The sequence below is a fragment of the uncultured Sphingobacterium sp. genome, assembly GCF_964277905.1.
GTDB lineage: Bacteria > Bacteroidota > Bacteroidia > Sphingobacteriales > Sphingobacteriaceae > Sphingobacterium > Sphingobacterium siyangense.
Map to the genome: position 1 here is coordinate 86,186 of NZ_CAXYKD010000024.1, position 23,686 is coordinate 109,871.

A 23,686-nucleotide genomic window follows, 5' to 3' on the forward strand; every position below is an offset into this window, starting at 1 on the left:
AAACTAGATCACCAAGTCAACTTCTTGTTTATCCATGATGGCACAATCCACAAAAGAAGCTATCGTATCAAGTACCATGCGCAGGCGGCCCATATTTTCATAATAAGGTATACCAAAACGCAGTACATGTCCAACCTTCGCTTCTACTCTACAGTGCTTAATGCATTTAATATGGATGTCTTTCTTTCTCAAAAACTCGTACAGCGGATAAGGATCATAATCTGACACCAGTAGACTTACGACTGGAGATACATCATCTCCCATAAAACAGTGCGTAATGCCTGCATGGCTCAAGATCCCATTAAGCTCCCTTTTCAGATAAGCTGCCAGATAGGTACTGCGCTCCAGGATCGCTTTCGGCCCAATTTCTCGATAGCGCTTTAAGCTTTGCCTCAACCTTTCATACAATAAGAAATCCTGCCCCCCAGGAATGCTGAACCCATGGGTTAGCGGATCTTCAAAAAGATGCTGCTTATTCCAATATAAGGCCCCGATCCAACTTGCAAAATCTTCTTTGAACCAAGCTAAACCACCACCCAATGGTCCATGCAACCATTTATGTGTACTCCCGATCAATACATCGGCATCCCCAAAAGGAAGTTGCTGAATCCCTAATGACTGTGCTACGTCAAGAATCAGAATTGCATTCGGAACAGCCTTTTTTATATTGCTCAGGCGCCACTTGTCTTGCATCAGTTTTCCTGTGGGATAATAGACATGGGATAAGAACACGATGTCTGGTTGCCTTTCGCGCAAGCATCTGTTAAATTCCTCCGTGTCATTAAGGACAACGTCAGGGAGATAAGTGAGCTTATATTCTGGCAAATGTTCAAAGGGGCCAATACCGCCCGGATGTTCATGTTCACTTGTCAGGACCTGAAAACACCTCTTCCCATCCTCCTGCAACCTCCGTAAAAGCACCAATGCCAATAAATTCATGGCCTGAGAAGTGCTGGAAGTCACATTACAGCGATAACCGATAGCCGGCCACAATTTAGTACATTCCTCCTGTATGGCATTAAAAGCTTCCCTCCCTAAAGCATATAAAGAAAGTGGATTGCCGTTTATCTGACTTTTGATGGTTTCGAGACGATCCTGTGGCAAAGTAGACAGACAGCCCGGATTTAGATTCACCCGGGCCGAAGGAAATGTATTGATCCTGATCTGATCCCAATACGCGTCATCTTCTATTTTTCGGACGGCATCCACTCTTTCAAAATCAAGATTTTTCCCATAAGAACGTTCGTTCCAGGCGCTATGAGGTGAAAAATGATGCGATAGAAGTGTACTATATTGTTTTTGTAAAAGACTGATGGATTCTTTGATCACGGTATGGAAATTGGTATGATACAAATTACTTCCCTGCAAACTTGTCTCAATGGTGTAAATAGGTTTCTTGACGGCACTTTCCCCTCTAAGATCTGATATAAAAGAAATCTTGGGATCTAACTCCATACCCCTGGCGATGTCAGCAATATCCTCCGCTAATTCATTAATGGAATAGTGCGTTTCTGTAACATGGTTCACCACACGATGTTCACCCATTGGTGGTATATCTTCAGCAAATCGGGCCAACGAATTTACCGCATCGTTCAACGCCATAAGCCCAGTACGCTGGTTTCCGCTACCATATACTGTCATCGGTGAACCAGAAACTACCTGCGCTATAAAACGGTTGGCTACCGTTCCAAATATCGGATCGTAATCAAAACGGGTAAAAAGATCAGGCGAGGCATCCATTTCCGATGTTAGCAGACCAAAGACCGTTGCTTGCATCACTTCTGTGATGCGAAGCCCCCAGGTACGCGCCGCCATCGCTACATAATTCGAGTCATTTATTTTGGAAACATGATAAATATCGTTTGCCGCCCTAGGGTAAGGTAAAGGCGTCGACGCCAACTCTTCTTTATAACTCGGCTTAAAATAGCCTTCAGCTATCGGCAATCCGCCCTTGGCATATTCCCCAAAAGATCCAAGCTTAATAATATGGGCTTTCGGGACATATTCGCGTACTGCCCAGAGCAGACGCATATTACCTTCTTCATTGTTACGGATGGTGTAAAGAGCCTGTTGTAATCCCAACATCGAATAACTCGCCGAACACTGCTGTGCGAGATGATAAATCGTATGTGGCCGTTCCCGACGAATCAGTTCCGCCAATTCATCCGAACAAACCTCAGCGTGCACACCGCACATATTAGATAAGCCATATTTTCGGCCAAATGCTTCGATACGACTTGAGAGATCCGGAATCTGTAGCCAGGGGCCAAATCCAAGATTGGCAACCGTGCTTTTGCGCCAGCCATTATCCAGCAATATGATTTTTTGGTCTGGATGGTGCAGCGCTAACTTCATGGCAAGCGGCCAGCCAAGGTACCCTTCGGCACCTAAAATTAAAATTGTACCATTCATTGTTCAATTATCGGCTAGAGTTAAAATTTCACCTGTAAAGCGAGCAGTAGATCATATTGATTACGAAATGTTGCAGTACCAATTTTTTGACTCGTGTAGGTACCATTCAGACCTAGCGATGTACGATAATTTATTGTACGTCGGTATCCCGCTCCCACACTTCGACTCATAACACCCCCCAATTCAGGCAATAAAATAAGCCTGCTTCTATCGTCTGGTGAAGTTCCAAGTCCAAAATTTGCCTGCAATAAATCGGCTTCAGTAAGCTCATATTTTGCGCCTGCCTGAAAAGCAAAGTAGAAATCCTTTTCCTCCTTGATGGCAAAGATTCGTGCATTCAGCAGAAAAGGGTCAAAACTTTTGCTCGCACCAACAACCACTGATACCGCTTTGATCGCGACAACTTCCAGAAAACGCGCCCCAAGCTCTCCTTCGAAACCTTTCCCAAGCTGCCGATAAAGCGAATAGGCCAATCTATATTTGGGAAGCAGCACATTATTGGATATACCTATCGAAGCATTCCAGTAAAGCAATTTATTCGCCGTATACGTCAGGTCCCCTTCTCCCATAATGCCCGTACCTGATTGCCTTCCTGTGAATAACAGCTGTGCGCCATAGCTTATTTTTGGCGACAAACGACGGGTGTAATACAGTGTCGCAATACGGTATGCAGGTGGCGCTGGATTATCATCAACACCTGAAAAGGAGCTATTCAGCAAAGAAATTCCAAAAGCGTTCTGCATGGTTTTACTTCGCAAAAGAGCTGCATATTCCCTGTGCTTCCGTAGATCGAAGCGCTTGGATAGCGTATCGGCATAATGTGCCGCTTCAACAAACCGCCCCAAACTGTCAAGTACGATTACTTTCTTTAGGAGAAAAGGTTCGGCATACTCAAAATGCTGCAATGCCGTATCCACACTCTGCAGGGCATATTCAAAGTCTCCTTTTGCCATTAGAAGGTTTATTTTATTACTATAGGCTAGCGAATCTGTTCGATTGTCCTTGAGCACGCGATCAAAACAAAAGATTGCGCTATCGGCTAATCCTTTTTTTTGAAAAGCCAATCCCGCCGACATCCATGCATCCTGTACCATTGTACGGTACTTTTGATTGTACGGATATTCTGTCCGCAGCATAGTGGCGACCTGAACAGCTGCCATATACTGCGCACTATTATGAAGGATTGAAGCATTCTTCTGAAGAAATTCGCGGTCACCCGGATAACTTTGCAGGGCCTGCTGAACAACGAGCAAAGCTTCCGGATAGCGTCTTCTGAGGTCAAGAATATTAGAAAGGTAGTGTAGGGCTTCTTTATTATCGTTGTCTTCAATGAGTAATTGACGAAGATGCGTTTCCGCTTCTCCGTACTCTTCCACCAGTATACAGGCATTGGCTGCGGCAAGCTTTTGCTCTAAATAAAGCGATTTAATTTTGGGATTTCCCGGATAACTGGCGTAAAGTTTTTCGCTTAAAGCTACAGCCTGCTGTATTTTGCCCGATTGTGCCAGGAAACCCGCCTTTTTTAACTGCAAATCGATATCATTTGGATAATAACTGATCGCCTGCTCCAATTCCCGAAGGGCCGAGGATAAATTGTTTTGCAGGATAAGAGCGGAAATACGCCCTTGCAGGGCTGGCATATTGCTCGGATCTAAGTGAAGCGTACGATCGTAGTAAACGATGGCGCTGTCGGTTTGTTGCTGTTGCAAATAATAACTCCCACAGGCATTGATCATTTGCAATGCTTCTGATCGGAAAGCTTTATCACCGTTGCTCCCATAGAGCTTAACAGCAATATCTGCCGCTGTCTGATAGCGATGTAGCTGATATTCAAAATCCATTTTTCTGCGCAGTAGTACACGATCGGCTGCATTTCGCTGTAAGGCACGGTCTACCCAATATAGTGCCTGCGTCGTCTCCCCCCGAGAAGCGGCAATGCCTACCACCTTTTCCAAGGCTTCCCGATCGCCTGGATTCTGATCCAAAATCGACTGATAAAGAGCATAAGTATCTGTGTTCTGATAATATCCGGCTGCTTCTTTCCGTAAACTATTGTTTAGGTCAAGGGCCTTTTTATCTTTTGGATAATAACGTAAAATCAGGCGTAACACTTCTAATGCCTCTGCATAACGATGTGATTCCTGTAGCAGACTGAGCTTTTGGAATAACGCATTGTAAGATTTACTATCGTTGTTCAATATCGCATTTGCCTTGGCAATTCGTGCATCATAATCACCGCCTTGAGAGACGAGATTGTTCATTTTTTCGATGAGATCTGTATTTTTCGGCGCGAGTTCGAGCGCCTTTTCATAATAAGAATTGGCGAGATTATCCATTTTATTTCCTTTATACCAATCGGCTTTTGCTTCATAATGACCGGCCATAGCGAGTCTTACGCTCCCATCGGTCGGAAAGCGCCGGATCAGAACCTGCGCCCAAGAATCTCCATCCTGATAGCGTTTGAGCATATCCAATATATTAAGCTTTTTGATCCCGAAATCTTTATTGGTAGCAAAACGCGCCAATCCCATTTCGACGTACCGCAAAGCTTCAGCAGGCCGATTTTTTGATAAATAAGAACCTATAATATAATAATAAACATCTTCATATTGGGGCGAAGCACGCAGTACCAGTTGTGCAGTACGGATCGACTGATCATATTGTTTCTGCGCCATATAGATTCGGGCAAGTTGCACCTGCGCATCGATATGGGCTGGATTCAGCTTTATGGCCTCCTCCAATGACTTCAAAGCTTTCTGCTGTTGAGCAGATTTGATGTCTACCAAAGCCTGCTGGTACAATTTTTCGGCACGCACGGAATTCCAGGTCTGCGCTTGCAGGACAGGTGTAGATAACAGGAAGAGAATAAAAATAGTATAACGGAAATTCATAATAGCTTAAGCTTGATTTTTGTCGGAAGATTTTTGGCTTGCAAAACCTTTACGCTGCATATTTCCCCACACCAGTTTTTGCCTGAACATGGACTGTATGTAGCCTTTAATACTAAAAAAAACAATGAGCGGATGATAAATAAACGGCTCAGCAAAGGCCGTGAGGCAAAGGCCTATCACCTCACTCGTTTTGCGGTAATGCCTTTCAATCAATTGATCCCACAGTACGGCTATGGAGCTTACCAAGACGGAAAACATATAAAGAAAAGCGAGTAATGTAAATGTATTTTCCCAATTGATGGCGCCTATTACAATAAGATAAATGTAAAACAACAGCCCCAATACCTCGAAAATAGGCGCCAAAAACTCAAATAAAAAGTTATAAGGAAACACTATAAGCCCGAGCCTTTTAAACTTAAAATTAAATAAAACATGACGGTGGAGCAGCATGATCTGGATCAATCCCCTAGCCCAGCGTACACGCTGTCTACTGAATACCGGCAAGGTTTGTGGTCCTTCCGTCCAGCACAATGAAACAGGAATATACCGAATCGCATATTTGTGATTATTCTGGATCATGTAAACACTCATGCGCGTCACCATATCAATATCCTCGGCAAATGAGCGCGGATCATAGCCCCCAACCTTAACGGCAATATGCTTGTCAAAAAGACCAAGTCCTCCAGACACATTAGGAACACAATTAATTGAGCTCCAAGCCATTTTAGAAAGCAAATATGCGCGAATATACTCCAGTTCCTGAAAACGTGGGAGTACTTTATGTGGCGGTTTAAAGCGTGTTATTACGCCGTTATCCACTTCAGACGAATTGATCATCCGCAGGGGCGCCCCCACCGCTATGACCCGCCGTTGATTGTTCTCCACGTGGATGTATCCGGTATCGGGTATCACCTGAATGTCTTTTAAGCGGCTCCGGCTCTTTTCATCTAAAATGGGACGCATAAGTCGGGAAAGCGTATCCTCGTGGAGGATACAATCCACATCTGTGCAGAGAAAATAATCGAATTTTGAGGCATTTATACCGGCATTCGAAGCATCAGCTTTGCCTTTTCCGTTCTCCTTATCGATGACCAACAGCTTTTCATAAGCGCGATTAGTAGATCGAAAAAAGCGTTTTACAGCCTTCGTTTTGATCTTTTCATTGTAGGGGAGATCTACTTCCTTAAGTTCGAAATGCTCCACCAATTTTTCCAATGTATCATCCGTACTGCCGTCATTGACAATAATAACTTCGTACAATGGATAATTCAGATGCATTAATGCATACACATTATCAATAATGGTCAGGCCCTCGTTGTATGCCGGAGCAATGACCGAGATGCCCGGTGAAAGTGGGCTCGAAATTACATTTTGGGTATAGTGCTCTCTATTTTTCCGTCTATATAACATAATTCCCTTATACGATAGCACCGCCATGATGACGTAGATCACCATGGTCAGGCTACTGTAAGAAAATATAAAAAGTTGGAAAACGTCAATTATATCTTGGATCATATTGTATGCATTATTGTTCGTGCAGATAATAGTTTAGAATGCGTTGTTTTCGTGAAGGCAGATGTAAAGAATTCCACGCCAATTGTTTGCTGCGTACCAAGCGGGCGAGTATTGCCGCAACATGATTTTCGATTTCAAAATCAAAGGCCGACTGAAATTGCTCGGTCAGAAATTCCATGGCTCTCGGAGTCCGAAACATGCCGAGCGAAAATAGGATTTCGCACTGGCAGTCTACCGGCTGGTTTGGATACATTTTAATCAGTGTTTCCTGTGTATGTACAGCCCTTAAATGCCCCAGCGCATTAATAGCGTGCGAACGCAAACTATGGTCGTTCACATTGAGCAATCCTTCGATACTGTCTATGGCCTCCAGGCTCTGTTCGTGTGCTGCAAGTTTCATGCAGCAAATTACAACTGTTTTGTTGCGCGAATAACGAATCCAGTTTGCAAAGTTTGATTTTACCGTATCGCGGGATTGTTCGAGAATCCGAAAAAAACCGATCAATTCCCAAATGCTCAATGGATCGCGTACCTCATCAAAAAAGCGGAATGGCTCGTTCTTGCTGAAACGCATAAAAGCACTTCGCGCTGCAGAGCGCAGTTCGGACTCTTCGCTGAGATTGAATCGGAGAATATCAATATCCGAGATTGCATAGTCCATCAGCGTCAGCTCGTGCAATCCCTGAACATTGCGATACCATTTGCGCGATTTCATCTTTTGCAACGAATCCAGATTTAGCCCAAGCAGCACATAGATTCGATGAAGAATCAGCGCATTTGTTCCGGCCACATGCCATCGGAGACGGATCAAGGTATCAATTAGGGTCTGGCGGTTTCTTTTATCCATTAGGGCCAGCTCATCCAGCACAGACTGATCAATAGACACATACGCACTTTCTGTACCCATTTCCTGGATAAACTGCGGCAGTATACGATCTTCTATCAGCTGGTCGAGCTTATTTTGCCGACGCTGGGCTTTCGCCGTTCGCAAACGCAGCACGATGATCACAGCATAAGCGACAAAAGTTCCAATAAAGGAGGTTGCAACAATCCCCTGAATCACCGCAATAAAAGTTTGATCTACAGTCATACCTTAGTTTTCAGCAAGGGCTACACGCGTCTGTATATTCCCTATATCGATCCCCACCGGCAATTTGGACTGATCCTGAATGTAACGCATGGAATTTAGTAAATACCCTTTTACGGCAAGAGATTCAGGCTGGTCGACAATTTTAACACCGGCAATATCTCCAAACTCTTCGAGAATACAGTCGATGAGATCGCCATAATGCGCACCACCACCACACAGAAATATTCGATTTGATTTAGCTAGATTTCTATCATTGACCACGTCACCCAATGCTGGCGAGACAATTTCGGCATAATAGGTCTGTATCGCTTTCTTGCGCAATCCCTGAAGGTCAATTTTTTTACGGTTGATATAGATGTAGCCGTTTCGAAAAGCCTCATCAAGCTGTTGGATGCTTTGAAATGATAGATCATACGTCTGCTGCAGCTGTTCGCGGAGGATATTGACAGCATAATGCATACCTGGAGCGCTCCCCATCGCATTTTCGACTACGCCTTCATCGGTACTCAGCCCAGTTTCCAATGTACCGAACCCAAAACTAAAAACGAAGAAAGCCCCCCTTTCACAACTTTCTCCCCTGCGCAACGCCACCATACAACTCACGACCTCCGGCAACACATCAATATGCGCTACCTCAATTGGTAATATACCAGATCCGTCCTCACCATAAACAGCGGGATCCGACTGGATGATATGTTTTCCACGAAGCGTCTGTTCGGCAGTTTCCCGATACAAGCGGTAGGTACTATTGGGCAAGCCAATAGTTATCATCAATGGAGTGTCGGCGCCGACACCGCTCGTCAAAATTGCAGCCTTGAACAGCAATTGACATTCCAATGATTCCGGCGATGCATTCAGGGGTCTTCTAGGGCTATTTCCTTCATTTAGTGCCAATTTACCACAGATATACCACTGCTGCCCCATTTGTATTTTCAAGCCCGTCAACAATGAATTAGCGGTGTTTACCAAGGGGGAGTTTGTTGCCTGCATTAGGCTTGAGAATGACTGTATTGTATACATAAAATTTTTCGTGTGTACTAATTATTTACCACCATCGTTTACCCGACATGACGGGCAATTTCTGTGTAGCCGCTACTAAAACTGGGTGTTCAGGTACGATATCTGTTGCCAAAATTTCTTCCTTGGAGACATATTCCGCCACAAAAAGCTCATTCATCGCATCTTCTTGCGCACGTACCACCGCCTGCATATGTATCTTTTCCTGCACCTCTTCTACCTCATGCACATCCACCAGCTCCTCCACAGCTATTAGATCCTGTACAGGAACTATTCCCTGCGGTTGTTCTGAATGAGCTATTTTAGCATTTTGCAGGAAAGAATCTAACTGCATTTGATGCGGCTCAGCTTCGTTGTTCTGGCTCTCGGAGATATTTACGACCTTAGACCCAAGTTCTGGAAGTAATTGTCCAGCAACGTCCGTATCACCTTCCATGATGAGCTTCACTCTTTCCAATAGTTTTCCCACGACCAGCGGTTTTTTAAAACAATCTTCACGCACAATTTCCAGTCCCTCACGGATATGGAGATAACTCATGTTGGATGTGATAAGTGTCCTGGTGCGCGGCGATTCCTTCATCACCTTATTGATAATTTCATACCCATTTGCATATTGCATATGCATTTCGGTAATGACGATATCATACTGATAGTCCTTCGCTTCCAAAAGGGCAAAGGCTTCTTTTCCATTGGCGGCGGAATCCAGCTGAAATGCTTCATTGGAGAAAACATTCGAAATTATTTTTCGCATGAGCAGATCGCTGTCTGCATGCAATACCGAAAACACCCTAAATTGCTTAGGTGGGAGATCATAACTTTGCATACTTTTAATTAAATAGATTAAGTTGCTTTAAAATGGCATCACAAATTTAAAAATACAAGCAAAGTGATTACCTACCCATAAGGGTGGTTTTCACAAAAAAATTTAACTTAAAATAGGTATTTGTCGGTAAGATAGAATTTTCTTAAGATGCTCTTAAGAAGATCTCAAAAACAGATAGTGTACACACCGCATAGTTAATCCATCGATTGAAACGAGCAGCATGTTTTCTTTAGGCATTGTTTTTCGCGAAAAGAAGTTCTGTCAAATCGGTTTATTATATTTCAGCATAAGCTCCGAACGGCTGTTAACCTGCAATTTTCCATAGATATTCCTAATGTGGAATTTCACGGTATCTACACTAATAAATGCAGTTTCAGCAACTTTTTTATAGGTATACCCCTGTTGCAAAAGGGAAACAATTTCGATCTCGCGGGGGGTAAGCTTTTCGCGATGCCGGTAATCGACTTTATGCTCGAGTGCTGGGTTAAAGTGAGATATGACCAGACGAGCCACCTGCGGACTCATCACCGAACCTCCCTTCATGACTTCCACGAGCAACTGCTCCATCTCCGGTAACGGCGTACTTTTAAGCAGGTAGCCGGCGGCACCCGCGCAAAGTGCCTGAAATATATGTTCTTTATCATCAAACACCGTAAACATAACGACCTGTATATGCGGAAATTTGCGCTTTATATACCAAGTTATTTCAATGCCATTTTTATTTGGTAGTCCAATATCGCAGAGCAGCAAATCTAAATATTCAGGACTCCAGTTCGCTTCTAGCAGCTCATCAAGTTCACGTGCCGCAACCACCAGATCAAACTGAGTGTTATCCTCGAAGTAAGATTTTAATGATTCGAGAACAGGCATACGGTCTTCTATGATTGCAAGTCTAAATTTTGTGTTTGGCATAAAAAATAAAGATAAGTGTGTTTTATTTTAAGTAGTATAATTTTGATTTTGTATTTCCATCCAGCATAAACCACAGGCTAAACAAAAGAAAGCAAAAACTTACCCAGACCAGCTTATCCAGACTTTTAAGGATATAGGCCTCCTGACTGCTGTTGAGGATAATGGCTAACACGATACTACATTGCAGGAGAAGATAAATGCTGTAAATGCTGCTAAAAATCAGCACTTCTCTTTTTGTGGCTTTCGCATCTACATCTGCATTATAATATAACCGCCATTGTCCAATAATATAAGCAATAGCGAGTCCGAATCGCAGCATATAATGTAATTGTTGATCCACAAAACCATAATGGTGCTTAAATCCTAGGGGGATGTCTTCTACCAGCATCCTAAGCAGTTTTTTCTGTTCTTCTAGCGGGGCTATTGCATACGGAATGACATCAATCAATCCAAAGCAAAAGGGCAATAAATGTAGGAGGCAATATTTAGGCAGTGTCGCATTGGGATTAAATTTGAGCCAAACATAAAAATAAAAGCAGGGGCCCACCAGATAATAAAAGGGTATTCCTTTGTTATAAATACGCGGATAATATTGAATTTCACCCGTATAGATCATGCAATAGATCATGACATGCCAAATTAAGGCCATCACCCCCACACTGATCAGTAGCTGTCCTATATCTTTGTATTTAAAAAAACGATAAAAGCGGAACAAAAGACCTGATATGCAAAAAGCGCCTCCCAATATAGCGAAGCTCAAACTTATCCAAAATTGGGGGTTATGCTGCATCATATCAATTAAAAAAGTCAAGAAAAAGTTTATTCACGTTGAGTTTCGCAGCTAATTGAATACGATAATGTGTTGTGGACCTTTCGGCTTCGAATTTAGCCCCTATCGCCTCTGCCCGACGTTTCATGTTGGCCGTACCCTGACCATGTCTCGGATACTTCGTATGCGAGATGGTTCCTTCCTTCAATTGTATGGTATTACACAACCTTAAAATCAGCTGATGATGATCTATTTTTAAAAATATATCAACTTTCGCATTAGGACTGTGCTTGCAGATATTATGCAATGCTTCTTTAAAGATGAGATATACATTCTGACGTACATATTGAGGCAGCTGGCCGGCACTTTGCAGATTTATATCAAATTTGACATCGACATCCTGCATCGGCAGAATCTGCGAAACCAAAAACCTCATCCGGTCTTCTAAGCTTCCCTGGCTATTATTGCGCGAGTCTATTGCCCAGATGACATCATCCATCGTTTGTACCGCCTCCCGACTATAGGCTGCAATTTTTTCCAGCGACTGATGCCGCCCTGCGGGCTGCTGACCTATAGCCATAAGATCAGTCTGCATCGCAATTCCCGTGAGCAGGCCTCCAACCTCGTCGTGCAGATCGCGCGCGAGTTCCAGCCGGAGCTTTTTGTCCCGCTTGAGCTGCGAAGATCGCATAATAGCTATGACATAAAGAACAACGCCCAGCCCTAGGGTAACCAGCACATAAAAAAGCTGTGTCTCATAAAATTTCGGCTTTTTATAAAACAGCCACCGCTTGGTTTTCACACTTAGACCATTGTCGCTTATCGTCTTCAATTCAAGTTCGTACTCGCCTGTTTTCAGATCGGAAAGGTTAATTTCTCCCGATGCCGGCACTTCCTGAAATGATTTTATGAGAGGCTGAAGGCGAAAGTAGATTTTGTAATTTTGTTTATAAGCATCTATTTTTGCTATCCTAAGATTTGCAAATTCAATTTTTTTATCGAAAATCAGCGTGTCCTGACCATCCTTTGGTGTAAAGGAAGTTACGATATTCCCGGAGCTGGTACCCATAGAAATTGTTGACAATACCGGCGGCGGCACTGTTTCCTGCTTCAGATTATACAAAAACTGCTGCGGCTGGATGGCAATACAGCCGAGTACACCACCAATAAACAATTGCCCTTGAGGCTTATCATCGAGTATTGAAGCCTGATTAAATTCTTCAAATGGCAGCCCATGCATCGCATAAGCATTATAAAAATTTTTACCGTCCCAGACCGACAGACCCCGGAATGTCCCCAAAAACAACAAATCACCTACCCAGGCCATATTAAAAACCACATTATGCGCTAACCCACAATTCGTGTTATAGGTGTCAACATGTCCTGTACTGGCGTCGATGGCTATCAGTCCCTTTCCTTTTGTTGCCAGAAAAACCTTATTATGCCGAAATGAATGACTGTACACCTGGAGTTTCTCGCTTTGTTGCGGATAAATTTTCCGTAGCTGGCCCGCCAAGTATTCAAAATAACCATTTTCGGTGGTGAATGAGATGACCTGTTGTCGTACTTGAATGGAATTGACTCGCTCGCCCATCCCAACAAGCTTTCCCATATTATCCCTTAATGGACTTACTGATCTCGTATCGCGATTGTAGATCCATAGCCCACATGATGTCCCTATCAGATAGCTGTTTTCCCGATAGTGACAGAGGCTGTACACCATGGTGGACAAATCTTCTCGGGTTCCCTTAACCTTTTTATAAGTTAAAGTTCTAAATTTTCCATTGACAAGTAAACCTAGAAAACTGCCCTCCAGCCCCACAAGCGCGGTATCCTTATTGGTTGGCAGAAAAGCATAATAATTATTGAGCGGGGCCGATTCCCTTATGGCAAGGTGATTTAACGTAAAATATTTTAAGGGAGCATAGCCGCCCACATAGTACTTATCCTGCTGTTTTACGATCGCCCTGGCCGTACCTGTATTCCAGTAATTCAGCTCAAAGGTTCTTCTGGCGAGGCTATACAAGCCATTCTCTGTTGCACAGAGACCTTCGTGCCCATTAAAATCAAGCTGGTTGAGCCTTGATTTGAACAGACTTCTACGGATATCGTGTTTGTCCTCACGTAAGAGCGTCATTTCGAGATTATTTCTAAATTCAAAATAGCGGCCATCACTGAAAAGGAATATGATCTTTTCCGTTTCCGCAAAGGACCAATGCGCCCAATCGCGCATATCACCTTTGTTAAGCCCCTTCAGATTTAATTGGTGAAATTGCCTTCCGTCAAAGGTCATATAACCTAAGCCGTAATTTCGCAGTAGCAGACCATTTTCCAATAAAAATAGATCATCTAGCTCCTGATAAACCCTTTTTGACATCTGAACCTGCTGCGTTTTCCCCGATTTTAAATCTACAAAAAAGAGTAAGCTATTGTAAGCAAACCAAAGCCTGCTTTCATCCGCAATAAGACTTTTGCCTACCGGCCGCCGCATTTCGGCTAAAGCGGGATGAAACTCCATCAGCTTTTTCTTCCGAAAACCGCTGATCTGCCAGAGAATACCCGATCGGGTTGCCACAAAAAGATTTTTTCCTTGATTAAATAGTGCAATGACATCCTCGCCGGAAAGCCCTTTTGAAAACGTATCTTTTTCAATAAATCGCCATAGCTGGGTATCAAAGATGAAGAGCCCATTTCTTGTCTCTAGCCATAACCGTCCTGAATCATCAGCCGTAAGTTTATTCACTTCCGTGAAACCCAAAGGTTCTGTATAAAGCTCATGAAATGCTTTTATTGCAACACCATCATACCGGTAAAGAAGGCTTCCTGCGACAAACCAGATAAACCCTTGTTTATCGCGGGCCGCAGATTCTATATTACGGTGAAAGGGATCTATCCCCGAGAGAATTTCAATTTCATAATAGCCTGAAGCCACTACCCTGTTAAAAACAGACATAGCAAAACAAGTGCTTAGTAGCAATAGAAATTTTAGCGCTTTTTCAAACACAATCGACTAAGTTCAATAATATGGACAGATCAAATATAGCTATTTGAAAGTAATTATATATTAATAATCGATATAAAATTTTCCTCCGAAGAGATTTTAAAACCTGGAAAAATAACTGCTTCAAGTTAAATACCAGTCTAAATAGACAACATTTTTCTATCAGAAAAAATCATTCTACTAAATCTGATAAATAATGCGTAAAAAGGAACTTAGCCTATTTTCCCCTCTCCCCATCGGTAGGCCAATTGCCATACCGATGGCCATTTTTTTGCTGAGGCCGAGTTTGATTTGGGGATGCAAAATCGTATGAATGCCTTCAGCTGAAATTTCCTGGTTAATCTCAATACCGATAAAATGCTCGGTATTCGGAACAGAATAGTGAAATGACGTATTGATCTGCCAATTCATAGCCGTTTTGGATGTGCCGTATTGATAAGCAATCTCTGGCCCGGTGTAAATTAAAGTATGCCAATGACGGTACCAGTTTTTGGCGGCTATAAAAAAAGGATTAAAGGCGGTACCACCGTTTACAAAGTTAAAGATCTGTGTATACCCGAAAGCCAAGGTTGTCGCTTTCTTTTTTGAGACATAGAATGAATATTGCGACGACAATCGCAATATTTCCAATTGATTTGTTGAAGGTACATTGGCCATACGACTTTTAGCGTAGGCAAAATCCGTTTCCACCTCGAGTCCTAAGCGATCAATTGGAGCAAATTCATACTCCATGAGATATCCAAAGTCATCCTTTAGACTTGTCCTTGTAATATCGGCTCCCAGATTAAATTCTTTTTCCCCTTTTCGTGCACCGAGGTCGCGTACGAGATCATTATAGAGGGGTTCAGCATGATGCACCTTGTCGGGTAAGCCTCCTTTCTCCTGCGCGAGGATAACACAGGAAAAGAAGAGACTACAGAACAGGAAAAGAAATCGACAAGGTATCATTGTTTGATGGTTGTATTTCATAACACAAACCTCTCGCTGAACTTTGGAAAGAAATGGGAATTTGCACATGATAATTCCTATTTCTTACACGGTATATAATCAGTTCTTAAAACAAGCAACGGTAGATCCTCATGTACCTAGTGGAACGTATGGATTAAACAGTATTGCAATAGGCTCGCATAATAAAATTGTAGAGAAGAAGAGATTAAGTATGGGAAAAATATCAGATCAGCAATTAGCAGGATTAATTTCAAGAAGAACACTGGAAATCATCAATTTAACAGGATTAACATTAGAGATCCTCGCCAGTTTTGAGGGTTTATCCACATCCACTATTCGGAGCGCTTACCGTAAAACCAGTTCATTATCTATGGATAGCTTGCAAAAATCTGTCGACTATTTGCCATTCGACTAGCAGATTTCTTTGACTCGGACTTATCTTTGAAGATCGACGAAGAACACCTGACTGATTTAAAATACTTTAAGAAGAATTACTTCGCGGATCAAGAATTAAAGAGTCCGATATCTCCATTTGAAGAAAGTAACAATCAAAACAAGTACCATCGCCAACAACTCGAGCTCATCGCCTATATTATCTACCGATCCAACTATTTCAATAGTTCAAAGACACTCGAAGCGATGGTGGCCGACTTTAGGAAACATTACCAGGTGGCTTTCACGTCGGAAATATTATATGCTTTTCTGTTAAAATATTTAGGCAGTGGAATCCTCGACAAAAAAGCCTTGCAAAGGACTGCTCGTCGTATGCCGGCCAATAGGCGTCCTTATTTATACTTCAAAAAAGGATCTGCAAAAGTATAAACGTAGTACTCAAAGTTAAATCTGCCGATAGGAAAGCGGATTGTTACCTGTCTGCCATTTAAAAAAAATGCGAAAAATTAGATTCATCCAAGAAGCTCATTTCATAGGAAATCTGGGATATCGAAAGATCAGTATGCCGGATATAGCGCAAAGCCTACTAGGTCACAACAATAGATATAACACATTTAGCCGATTTTCCAGCGACGGCAGATCACAGATCGATCAACTTCCACGGAGAGACGTGTAGACGGTCAGCATAATACTGCAAACTGGTATGTTCGCGGTATTACTTATGCAATAAGACCGAAAATCCGTTAAATAACTGAACGGCAGCGATAGGTTGTGCAATCTCGATATCATCTTGTGGCCCAATTTTTATACTTACAGGAAAGCAGATTTGAATGATGAAAAAATCGATGTATGGTTTAGCCTTTTAATTAGCTGGTTACCCTAATCAACTAGTTTTAGCGCTCCGAGTTGCTTTCTGTCTTTTACTATAGCTGGTTTACAAAATTCCATTTCTTAAATAAATTCTTTTCAAAATCAATGATATCCAGATTTTCACAGAGCCTAGTATAATGGTAGATAGAGATCAGCATTTTCCGTGGAGACTGTTTTGAGAAAACGAGCTTGACACCACTATCAAGAAACCTCTTTTTTTCATCTGCACTTTCGCTGGCCGAATAACCAAATAATCGAATCATGGGATAGCGACGCCTTAGTGTGCGAGCAGTTTTCATACCGTCCATTTCGGGCATATGCAAATCCAGAATGCACACATCCGGTTGCTCCATATTTGTCTCAAGCAAATGCACAAGTTCTTTTCCATTGTGACAGGAATATAGCATCTCATAGTTTCCCATCTCCCTGGCCAAATGCTCAATTACTTTCAGGTGCAATACGTTATCATCTGCAAATGCAAGTTTCAATTTCTTGTCCATTAAGATAATTGTTAATTTATAAATTTGACACCTTGGATTTTTCAGGTTGGCTATACCTGGCTTCATTGCACGCACGCGTGTTGATGAAATTGTCAAAGCAATTCTCCAATACAATTAAAAGCATTTCAATTTTCGGCGCGACAGATCTCTGTTTACTCTTCATATTTCGATCTATTATATTTTTTCAACAAGCTTGTATTAGCGATTTTAATTGTAAATTATTAGTCTAATTCAGACTAGAAAAAAAACATTACAATCTGACTACAAATAAGTTGAATAGAAAAGTTTTTGATTTTAAGCATGTATTTTGTACAATTAACAACATTTGCTAACCGAATGATTATTTTAAAGGCATATCTAATAAGTAATTAAAAAAAATAATTATATTTGAATAGGTAGGATTGTAGTCTGAATTAGACTAATCTGTATTATCTAGTATCTTTATGCTCAGACAATAGCAAAAAGTTTACCTCATGATTTTTAATTTTATATTATTGAATCCTACATCAATATCCTTTATCTATATTTCATTTGTTGACGATCAACAGCAGCAATTTCTTATTAAAACTCCTTTAAAAATTATTCCGGCTCAATGGGATGTGGAGAAACAGCGCCCCTGTAATATTTATCTGAAAATTTTTAAAAAGCTAAATACAAAGCTCGATGCACTGAAGATTGCAATAGCGAGTTATCTTTCTGAATTAAAGTCGAATAAAAAGGAATTTTCGATACGGGCAGTCAGCCGCTTAGTCAAAAAATGCTGTTCAGAGTTAACTCCTTCACTTCTAGAAGGAGGGCTACTACAAAGCGTCGACAATTTTATCAAAAGCCGAATTCACCTCATTACGTCAACCACACACAAACGCTACCTCGTCTTCTTCCGCTTATTAAAACGGTTTGAGGGATATCAGCAAAAACATCTGATGTTGCATCAGGTGAATGGTATTTTTGTACAGCAATTTATTGCCTATGGTGAAGCCGAAAACTACAGTATAAGCACTATACATCGCACTATACATTTTGTGCGCACAGTACTTAATTTTTTAGAGAAAAGAGGGGTGCGAACATTCGTTTATGAGTTAGAACTGCCCAAGGTCAAAAAAATAAACCGCGCTATAAGCCTCAATGAAGATGAAATTAGCACAATAAAAAATATAGAAGTGCCGATACATCTGAAGGCCGCCAAGGACTGGCTGGTGATCAGTTGTTATACGGGCCAGCGTGTGTCTGATTTTATGAATTTTAATCTGGATATGATGGAGATTCTTGATGGTAAGCCCTGTCTATCTTTTACACAACAGAAAACACAGAAAAGCATTTTACTTCCGCTTCATCCTACGGCATTAATTATTATGTCGAATAACGGGCATCGCTTCCCACATAAAATGACTGCTCAAAAATATAATGAGCAAATCAAGGAAGTGACACGTCTTGCAGGTATTACCACGCTGGTAAAAGTCAGGAAACGGAAAGGATTCCGTTCCTCGGATCAGCTTATTCCAAAATGTGAGGCGATTACAAGCCATATCGGCCGAAGAAGTTTTGCCACAAATTTTTACGGTAAAATTCCTACAGCATTGTTGATGGATGCGACCGGACATAGTACAGAACAGATGTTTCAGCGGTATATCAGCAATGTGGATACCGAACGTACCCGATCATTAGGTACTTACCTGGAAAACATGTATCAAAATCGGAGCAGACCACAACAGGAACCACTGAGCAGCTAGTTTTACAATTTGTCTTTCAAAGATGGTTCAAGAGCATCTTTGTGAAGCATCAAAGCTATGCTTTTATAGCGCAAATATTCTTTCGTGAGGTAGACAAAACCCTGGAATGCATTGCCCCTGCCCCAAGAATTCTTGGCTACATAGTATTCTTTTCCGTTTTGATCTTTTACTAAGCCAATAATATGTAACGCATGATCATCTGTTGTCTGCCATGTATCGAATGCGCTTTGGCGCTCCATAGCATCGACTATACGTTCAGGTTGTGGCCTGATGAATTGAGTCTTCTTTTCTTCCGCGGTCATATCTGATACCGACTTTTGGGGAACATACGCGATGCCATAAGGCCAGGAAAAACCAGGTTCCGAAATATCAACTGTACAAGCTACCGTGAAACCTTTTTTTAAAGCCCGATCAATAACAATGGTAAGTTCCTCCATAGGCAAGTTATAAAACTGACTGAACGACCAATTGTCGGGAATCAAAAAAACAAATGATTTGTAGTAGGGTGCGGTGGTAACAGAAGCGATATGAATATACTGATCTGGATCTATTCTTATAACCTGATCAGCAAAACTACGTGCTGTATACGATTTACCCTGATAGTCAAAATTAACGGGAACTTTTCCTAAATAGTCGTCCATTAGCAACTCCACATCTTGCTCCCAGCTGCTTTTCAGCTCTTTGGTTTTTACCATATTGGATAGCGTACTGTTCAGCACAGCGCGCAGGCGCTTGAAATTGCTCGAGCTTTTACCTGCTTTAACTCCCCGGTATGCCGCGCTGGGTATCGCCCCATGCTGTCTTAGCGTCTGCATGACATCGTAAAGCTGCCCCCCCTCATTCAGTTTTAGGCCGCCATGCAAGCGCAAGTAGTTTCGCACCCGTTCGAGATAAGCCATCCTTACCGTATATAGGGGTGAAATCGCTACAGAAGTTTTACCCATACGGAGCATTTCAGATTCTAAAAATGAATTGCCGGTATAAGACCAACAGGTGCTGGAAGCTCCCTGGTTCTTCACTGCTGTACTTTTCAATAGGATCAACTCCGTAAAGACAAACTCCGACTTGAGCAACCTTATATTTTTCGGGTAATAAAATCTATAAAGTATAGCTACGGCAGCCGATATAGCAACTATGATTGCCATAATGATCCAATTCTTTTTTTTCATGATAATCTACCTCCACAAATAACTGCCGTAAAGCTGGGCAACAGCTTCTTAATAGCCCTATAAAACAATAGTCCCAACAGTATAACGATGGCCGGGCAGAGAAGATACAAAAACAGCAGTATAACATCCGTTTGCGGTCTAATCTGATTAAATAAGAATTTAATAATAAAAACCAATAGCAAACGGTGGTAGGCAAATATAAAAAAACTGGCACTGACCAAAAAATAATTAAGCCGCCAGCGTCCCTTTTCGATAAAGGAAGCTGTCACTGCAACCACGCTTATCAAGCCTACCAATACATTGGCACAATAGATATAGCTCCACCATTCTTCGTTCAAACTATAAAATGCCCCTACGACCAGCAAGATATAACATGGAATTGGCCAGGGCAATAAAGACTTCATGATGAGCACAAAATTCTTTTTATGCAAACTAAAGTAAGCCCCTGCCGAAAAGAAAAAGAAAGAAACCGTACTCCATCCCGGCAGGTAAAAATAAGGATTATAAACCCAGAGAAACCCGAGTATTAACAATGCGAATAGGTGTAGCTTTTTAATTAAAATATAAACAATGGGCGACAGGACCACAACCACCATGAGATCACGGATAAACCAAAAAGGTGAATTGATGGGTAAGTTTTTTGTCGCCTGAACATGTATATGCGAAGTATCCCAAAAAGACCAAAGCCAATCAGATATACTATACTGAACAATAGGCTTATTCGCACCCGATAAAAGTCCGACGAAAAAAGTCTGTGCCAGAAAGAAAAAAAGTAGTACCGCTAAGTTCCAGAAAATATAAGGGATAAACAGACTGTGCAGTCTGCTCTTTAATTTTTTGAGATAGGCCTCAAACGTGAAGGACTCCGTACGATAAAAGAAAAGAAAGCCTGAGATAAAAAAGAAAAGCGGCACACAGACTTCGAAGACGAGCTTCGAAAATAAGGAAAAAACATGTGCGAAAACAGGAAAATGGAGTATATTAACCGGTTTTGAAGCTTGAATAATGATATTCGAAAAATCCGTATGAATAAACACCACCCCTACGATCAAGGGGAAGCGGAGAAAATCGATAGTTTTCGACAAGAGCGTTGCCGAAGTTAAAGAAGAATGATCTCTTTCCATGGATTGGATTTGGCTATCTCGCTTAGTGTCGTTAAATTAAGCATTTTAAACAAATTTCTTCCTTTTTTTATTAAAAAGAATCCAATCCGGAGTTAACTTCCCTACTCCCCTTTTGAAATTCGATTGTCGCTTGCTTCCTCCCTACCCTCAGCAATCATCTCATTAACTTCGACCATATCACCGTCTTCCAAATGTTCGATATCTTCCGCCTGCTCTTCGGAGTAACGATCGATAAAGAATGTACAGCCCATCGGAAAATGATCGGACCCAACCGACGGATATATAAACAGCTTATCGATAAATACTGTTGGACTATGAAACAACAGATCCAAGGGCACTCTGAAAAACCAATGGTTGGCATGAAAGGTGGAAAGAATGCCCCGTCCGATGCGTGCATCGATCAATTTGCTGGTTTTCTTGAACAAAAGGGAAGATTTTGCCCAGGCCACATTATTAAAATCTCCCGTGACAACCACTGGCATTTTGTAATCGCGGACCCTTTTGGCCACACTGAGCAGATCGCCATCCCTTTCTTTGGAAGTTTCCTCTTCTGTCGGACTCGGCGGCGGCGGATGAACGGCAAAAAAGATAAAACGGTGTCCATCGGCAGTTTCCAGTTCAGCTTCAATACTTGGAATATCATCCGCCACAAAATAATGCACCTGACATTTGTTAATCTTTAGATTGGTATAAAAATGCATGCCGTAGGTATTGTCCAGCGTTACCTTCTCAAAATTTGGGTAATCGTTTTCAAGTATACGTAAAGCTTTTTCCCAAGAAGTATCGCTTTCCATAGTCAAAAAAATGTGCGGCTGTTCTTTTTGAATCAGGTCAATGAAGCGATCATAATCCGTATTGAATTGCAGCACATTACAGGAGATTACTTTGATACTATCAGATGCATCTCGGCCCTTTTCATATTTTTCGCGACGCCAAAATTTGGAGTAGCGTATCAATATATAGGCATGGTATACAATCAGCACCAGCTGTACACCCTGCAACCACCATATCCAAGAATCTTCCCCCAAGAGATAAAAACCCATTGCCAATGCCGGCACCTGAAATACCAACAGTTGCAACTTGACAAATTCAGCTACCCGAAAAATCCAATGCTGGCTTCGGATAAAGGGTAACACACTCAGTAAAATCAATATACTGGAGAATATAACATAAAAAATTAGCATATCGCTAGCCCTACCATTTTAAACAAACTTAAATAAATTTCACTTATTTTTTCAACAGGTTACCACTTATCAAACGCTACTTAGCTATTACAGCTCCTTTTGCATGCTCTCCCGATAATCCACCCGTGTTTTGGCTAATGCATTTGGAAAGTTCGAATGGATATACACAATCATTTGTTCCCGAATATAACAGCGTAGGTCAAAAGCCTGAGCCGAATTGCGGCAGCTCATCAGGCATCGGATCTCCATGGTACGCTCTTTAAAATCTGTCACTTGAAGGACATTGACTTGACCGTCCCAAAGCGGATGACCGGTAAGCAAGGCCGTCAATTTATCGCGCAATAGTTGCACAGGTACGATAAAGTCTGTATAGATAAATACCGTACCCAATATCTCGGAGGTTGTGCGCGTCCAATTTTGGAACGGTTTTTCAATAAAATACGTGATGGGCAATACCAAGCGGCGTTTGTCCCAGATATTGACCACTACGTAGGTCAGATTGATTTCCTCCACACGCCCCCATTCCCCTTCGACGACCAACACGTCATCCACACGTATAGGTTGTGTAAAAGCTATCTGAAAGCCAGCGAGGAGATTTCCCAAAGACTTTTGTGCAGCAAAACCGATTATAATACCGCCAACCCCCACTCCAGTGAGCAAACCCGCACCGATCTTTTGCATGCTATCAAAGCTTAATAAAATAATAGCCATCGAAATCACAATGATCAGGGTAACCACCACTTTTCGGATAAAGACGATCTGTGTCCTAATCTTTCGTTCCCGGAGGTTGTTTTCCTTATTGATATCAAAACGATGGTAGAGATAATCTTCAAAAACCTTGATCCCCTGTATCAGCATTGCCGCAAAGAAACTGACCAACAAAAGCTCATTGGTTTTACTAACCACGCGGAGCGTTCTTTCGTTAAATTGGGTAAAGGGCAGTAAACTGTTAAAGACAATTAATGGGATAAACACACTCAGCACACGATTAAAGCGTCTAATAAAAGAACGGAAAAGGGAGTAGGATTCCTGTTGAATGGCCTGACGGCGTAGTAAGGGAATAAATATGAGTTTAATCAAGATACCTATCAAAAATGAAAATAGGATTAATGCAATATTCCAGAGCCATGGCGGCCATTTCTGTGAAAGTTGAATTAATGCTTCGTTCATCATGTCTCTTTTTTCTATTGTTCTACATCTAATACTAATAAGATATAACTTTTTAACGCTATTAACGTTTGAATTAATTTGAAAAAACCTATATTGAAACGAAGTTTTCAACGATTAAAAAATTGCTTTTATTACTCTTTTTGGTATGTTTTTTGAGCTTAAAGAGCC

18 protein-coding genes are annotated in these 23,686 nt (G+C 41.7%); 3 read left to right on the top strand and 15 right to left on the bottom strand.

Annotated features, from left to right (window positions below):
• Window positions 1-3 precede the first annotated feature (3 nt).
• From ACHWSC_RS10355 to ACHWSC_RS10400, 10 genes are all read right to left on the bottom strand, one after another.
• Entirely contained in the window at window positions 4-2,412 is a 2,409-nt protein-coding gene (locus ACHWSC_RS10355; protein ID WP_394676699.1) for an aminotransferase class V-fold PLP-dependent enzyme, read from the bottom strand.
• A 20-nt stretch (window positions 2,413-2,432) separates the two neighbouring features.
• Window positions 2,433-5,303, bottom strand: coding sequence for a tetratricopeptide repeat protein (locus tag ACHWSC_RS10360; protein WP_394676700.1), 2,871 nt, complete (start codon window positions 5,301-5,303; stop codon window positions 2,433-2,435).
• Window positions 5,304-5,309: 6 nt separating this feature from the next.
• On the bottom strand, window positions 5,310-6,818 hold the full coding sequence (locus tag ACHWSC_RS10365; protein ID WP_394676701.1) for a glycosyltransferase family 2 protein: 1,509 nt from the start codon (window positions 6,816-6,818) through the stop codon (window positions 5,310-5,312).
• Between the two features lie 10 nt (window positions 6,819-6,828).
• Window positions 6,829-7,908, bottom strand: coding sequence for a HEAT repeat domain-containing protein (locus ACHWSC_RS10370; protein ID WP_394676702.1), 1,080 nt, complete (start codon window positions 7,906-7,908; stop codon window positions 6,829-6,831).
• A gap of 3 nt (window positions 7,909-7,911) precedes the next feature.
• Complete coding sequence (locus tag ACHWSC_RS10375) at window positions 7,912-8,928, bottom strand: hypothetical protein (RefSeq protein ID WP_394676703.1); 1,017 nt, start codon at window positions 8,926-8,928, stop codon at window positions 7,912-7,914.
• A gap of 25 nt (window positions 8,929-8,953) precedes the next feature.
• Window positions 8,954-9,748, bottom strand: a complete 795-nt coding sequence (locus tag ACHWSC_RS10380; protein ID WP_394676704.1) for a PleD family two-component system response regulator — start codon at window positions 9,746-9,748, stop codon at window positions 8,954-8,956.
• A 261-nt stretch (window positions 9,749-10,009) separates the two neighbouring features.
• The gene (locus ACHWSC_RS10385) at window positions 10,010-10,660 is read right to left on the bottom strand and encodes a response regulator (RefSeq protein WP_394676705.1); all 651 of its coding nucleotides are present in this window, start codon (window positions 10,658-10,660) and stop codon (window positions 10,010-10,012) included.
• A 22-nt stretch (window positions 10,661-10,682) separates the two neighbouring features.
• Window positions 10,683-11,453 carry a hypothetical protein gene (locus ACHWSC_RS10390; RefSeq protein ID WP_394676706.1) on the bottom strand — a complete coding sequence of 257 codons (771 nt, stop codon included), beginning with the start codon at window positions 11,451-11,453 and terminating at the stop codon, window positions 10,683-10,685.
• A gap of 1 nt (window position 11,454) precedes the next feature.
• Window positions 11,455-14,382, bottom strand: coding sequence for a histidine kinase (locus tag ACHWSC_RS10395; RefSeq protein ID WP_394676707.1), 2,928 nt, complete (start codon window positions 14,380-14,382; stop codon window positions 11,455-11,457).
• A 228-nt stretch (window positions 14,383-14,610) separates the two neighbouring features.
• On the bottom strand, window positions 14,611-15,378 hold the full coding sequence (locus ACHWSC_RS10400; protein WP_394676708.1) for an HAEPLYID family protein: 768 nt from the start codon (window positions 15,376-15,378) through the stop codon (window positions 14,611-14,613).
• A gap of 67 nt (window positions 15,379-15,445) precedes the next feature.
• On the opposite strand from ACHWSC_RS10400, the gene ACHWSC_RS10405 reads away from it, so the two are divergent.
• Window positions 15,446-15,793: a hypothetical protein gene (locus tag ACHWSC_RS10405; RefSeq protein ID WP_394676709.1), complete on the top strand. Its 348-nt coding sequence runs from the start codon at window positions 15,446-15,448 to the stop codon at window positions 15,791-15,793.
• 26 nt (window positions 15,794-15,819) lie between these two features.
• A complete protein-coding gene (locus ACHWSC_RS10410; RefSeq protein ID WP_394676710.1) occupies window positions 15,820-16,200 on the top strand; it encodes a hypothetical protein in 381 nt (126 codons plus the stop codon).
• Between the two features lie 494 nt (window positions 16,201-16,694).
• Here ACHWSC_RS10410 and ACHWSC_RS10415 read toward each other — a convergent pair whose 3' ends face one another.
• Complete coding sequence (locus ACHWSC_RS10415; RefSeq protein ID WP_394676711.1) at window positions 16,695-17,141, bottom strand: response regulator; 447 nt, start codon at window positions 17,139-17,141, stop codon at window positions 16,695-16,697.
• Window positions 17,142-17,614: 473 nt separating this feature from the next.
• On the opposite strand from ACHWSC_RS10415, the gene ACHWSC_RS10420 reads away from it, so the two are divergent.
• The gene (locus ACHWSC_RS10420) at window positions 17,615-18,871 is read left to right on the top strand and encodes a tyrosine-type recombinase/integrase (protein WP_394676712.1); all 1,257 of its coding nucleotides are present in this window, start codon (window positions 17,615-17,617) and stop codon (window positions 18,869-18,871) included.
• Window positions 18,872-18,873: 2 nt separating this feature from the next.
• Here ACHWSC_RS10420 and ACHWSC_RS10425 read toward each other — a convergent pair whose 3' ends face one another.
• From ACHWSC_RS10425 to ACHWSC_RS10440, 4 genes are all read right to left on the bottom strand, one after another.
• Window positions 18,874-20,040 (bottom strand): C1 family peptidase, encoded by a 1,167-nt coding sequence (locus ACHWSC_RS10425; RefSeq protein ID WP_394676713.1) that lies wholly within the window; start codon window positions 20,038-20,040, stop codon window positions 18,874-18,876.
• Window positions 20,037-21,164 carry an acyltransferase family protein gene (locus ACHWSC_RS10430; protein ID WP_394676714.1) on the bottom strand — a complete coding sequence of 376 codons (1,128 nt, stop codon included), beginning with the start codon at window positions 21,162-21,164 and terminating at the stop codon, window positions 20,037-20,039. The genes ACHWSC_RS10425 and ACHWSC_RS10430 overlap by 4 nt, the downstream gene beginning before the upstream one ends.
• A 101-nt stretch (window positions 21,165-21,265) precedes the next feature.
• Complete coding sequence (locus tag ACHWSC_RS10435; protein ID WP_394676715.1) at window positions 21,266-22,348, bottom strand: endonuclease/exonuclease/phosphatase family protein; 1,083 nt, start codon at window positions 22,346-22,348, stop codon at window positions 21,266-21,268.
• A gap of 87 nt (window positions 22,349-22,435) precedes the next feature.
• Window positions 22,436-23,521: a mechanosensitive ion channel family protein gene (locus ACHWSC_RS10440; RefSeq protein ID WP_394676716.1), complete on the bottom strand. Its 1,086-nt coding sequence runs from the start codon at window positions 23,519-23,521 to the stop codon at window positions 22,436-22,438.
• Window positions 23,522-23,686 lie beyond the last annotated feature (165 nt).

What these genes read in the sequence shown, in the direction of transcription:
- ACHWSC_RS10380 (WP_394676704.1), bottom strand. Translation starts at nt 9,748, where the DNA reads ATGCAAAGTTATGATCTCCCACCTAAGCAATTTAGGGTGTTTTCGGTA.
- ACHWSC_RS10375 (WP_394676703.1), bottom strand. Translation starts at nt 8,928, where the DNA reads ATGTATACAATACAGTCATTCTCAAGCCTAATGCAGGCAACAAACTCC.
- ACHWSC_RS10365 (WP_394676701.1), bottom strand. Translation starts at nt 6,818, where the DNA reads ATGATCCAAGATATAATTGACGTTTTCCAACTTTTTATATTTTCTTAC.
- ACHWSC_RS10370 (WP_394676702.1), bottom strand. Translation starts at nt 7,908, where the DNA reads ATGACTGTAGATCAAACTTTTATTGCGGTGATTCAGGGGATTGTTGCA.
- ACHWSC_RS10355 (WP_394676699.1), bottom strand. Translation starts at nt 2,412, where the DNA reads ATGAATGGTACAATTTTAATTTTAGGTGCCGAAGGGTACCTTGGCTGG.
- ACHWSC_RS10415 (WP_394676711.1), bottom strand. Translation starts at nt 17,141, where the DNA reads ATGGACAAGAAATTGAAACTTGCATTTGCAGATGATAACGTATTGCAC.
- ACHWSC_RS10420 (WP_394676712.1), top strand. Translation starts at nt 17,615, where the DNA reads ATGATTTTTAATTTTATATTATTGAATCCTACATCAATATCCTTTATC.
- ACHWSC_RS10440 (WP_394676716.1), bottom strand. Translation starts at nt 23,521, where the DNA reads ATGATGAACGAAGCATTAATTCAACTTTCACAGAAATGGCCGCCATGG.
- ACHWSC_RS10385 (WP_394676705.1), bottom strand. Translation starts at nt 10,660, where the DNA reads ATGCCAAACACAAAATTTAGACTTGCAATCATAGAAGACCGTATGCCT.
- ACHWSC_RS10405 (WP_394676709.1), top strand. Translation starts at nt 15,446, where the DNA reads ATGATAATTCCTATTTCTTACACGGTATATAATCAGTTCTTAAAACAA.
- ACHWSC_RS10360 (WP_394676700.1), bottom strand. Translation starts at nt 5,303, where the DNA reads ATGAATTTCCGTTATACTATTTTTATTCTCTTCCTGTTATCTACACCT.
- ACHWSC_RS10395 (WP_394676707.1), bottom strand. Translation starts at nt 14,382, where the DNA reads ATGTCTGTTTTTAACAGGGTAGTGGCTTCAGGCTATTATGAAATTGAA.
- ACHWSC_RS10435 (WP_394676715.1), bottom strand. Translation starts at nt 22,348, where the DNA reads ATGCTAATTTTTTATGTTATATTCTCCAGTATATTGATTTTACTGAGT.
- ACHWSC_RS10425 (WP_394676713.1), bottom strand. Translation starts at nt 20,040, where the DNA reads ATGAAAAAAAAGAATTGGATCATTATGGCAATCATAGTTGCTATATCG.
- ACHWSC_RS10430 (WP_394676714.1), bottom strand. Translation starts at nt 21,164, where the DNA reads ATGGAAAGAGATCATTCTTCTTTAACTTCGGCAACGCTCTTGTCGAAA.
- ACHWSC_RS10400 (WP_394676708.1), bottom strand. Translation starts at nt 15,378, where the DNA reads ATGATACCTTGTCGATTTCTTTTCCTGTTCTGTAGTCTCTTCTTTTCC.
- ACHWSC_RS10390 (WP_394676706.1), bottom strand. Translation starts at nt 11,453, where the DNA reads ATGATGCAGCATAACCCCCAATTTTGGATAAGTTTGAGCTTCGCTATA.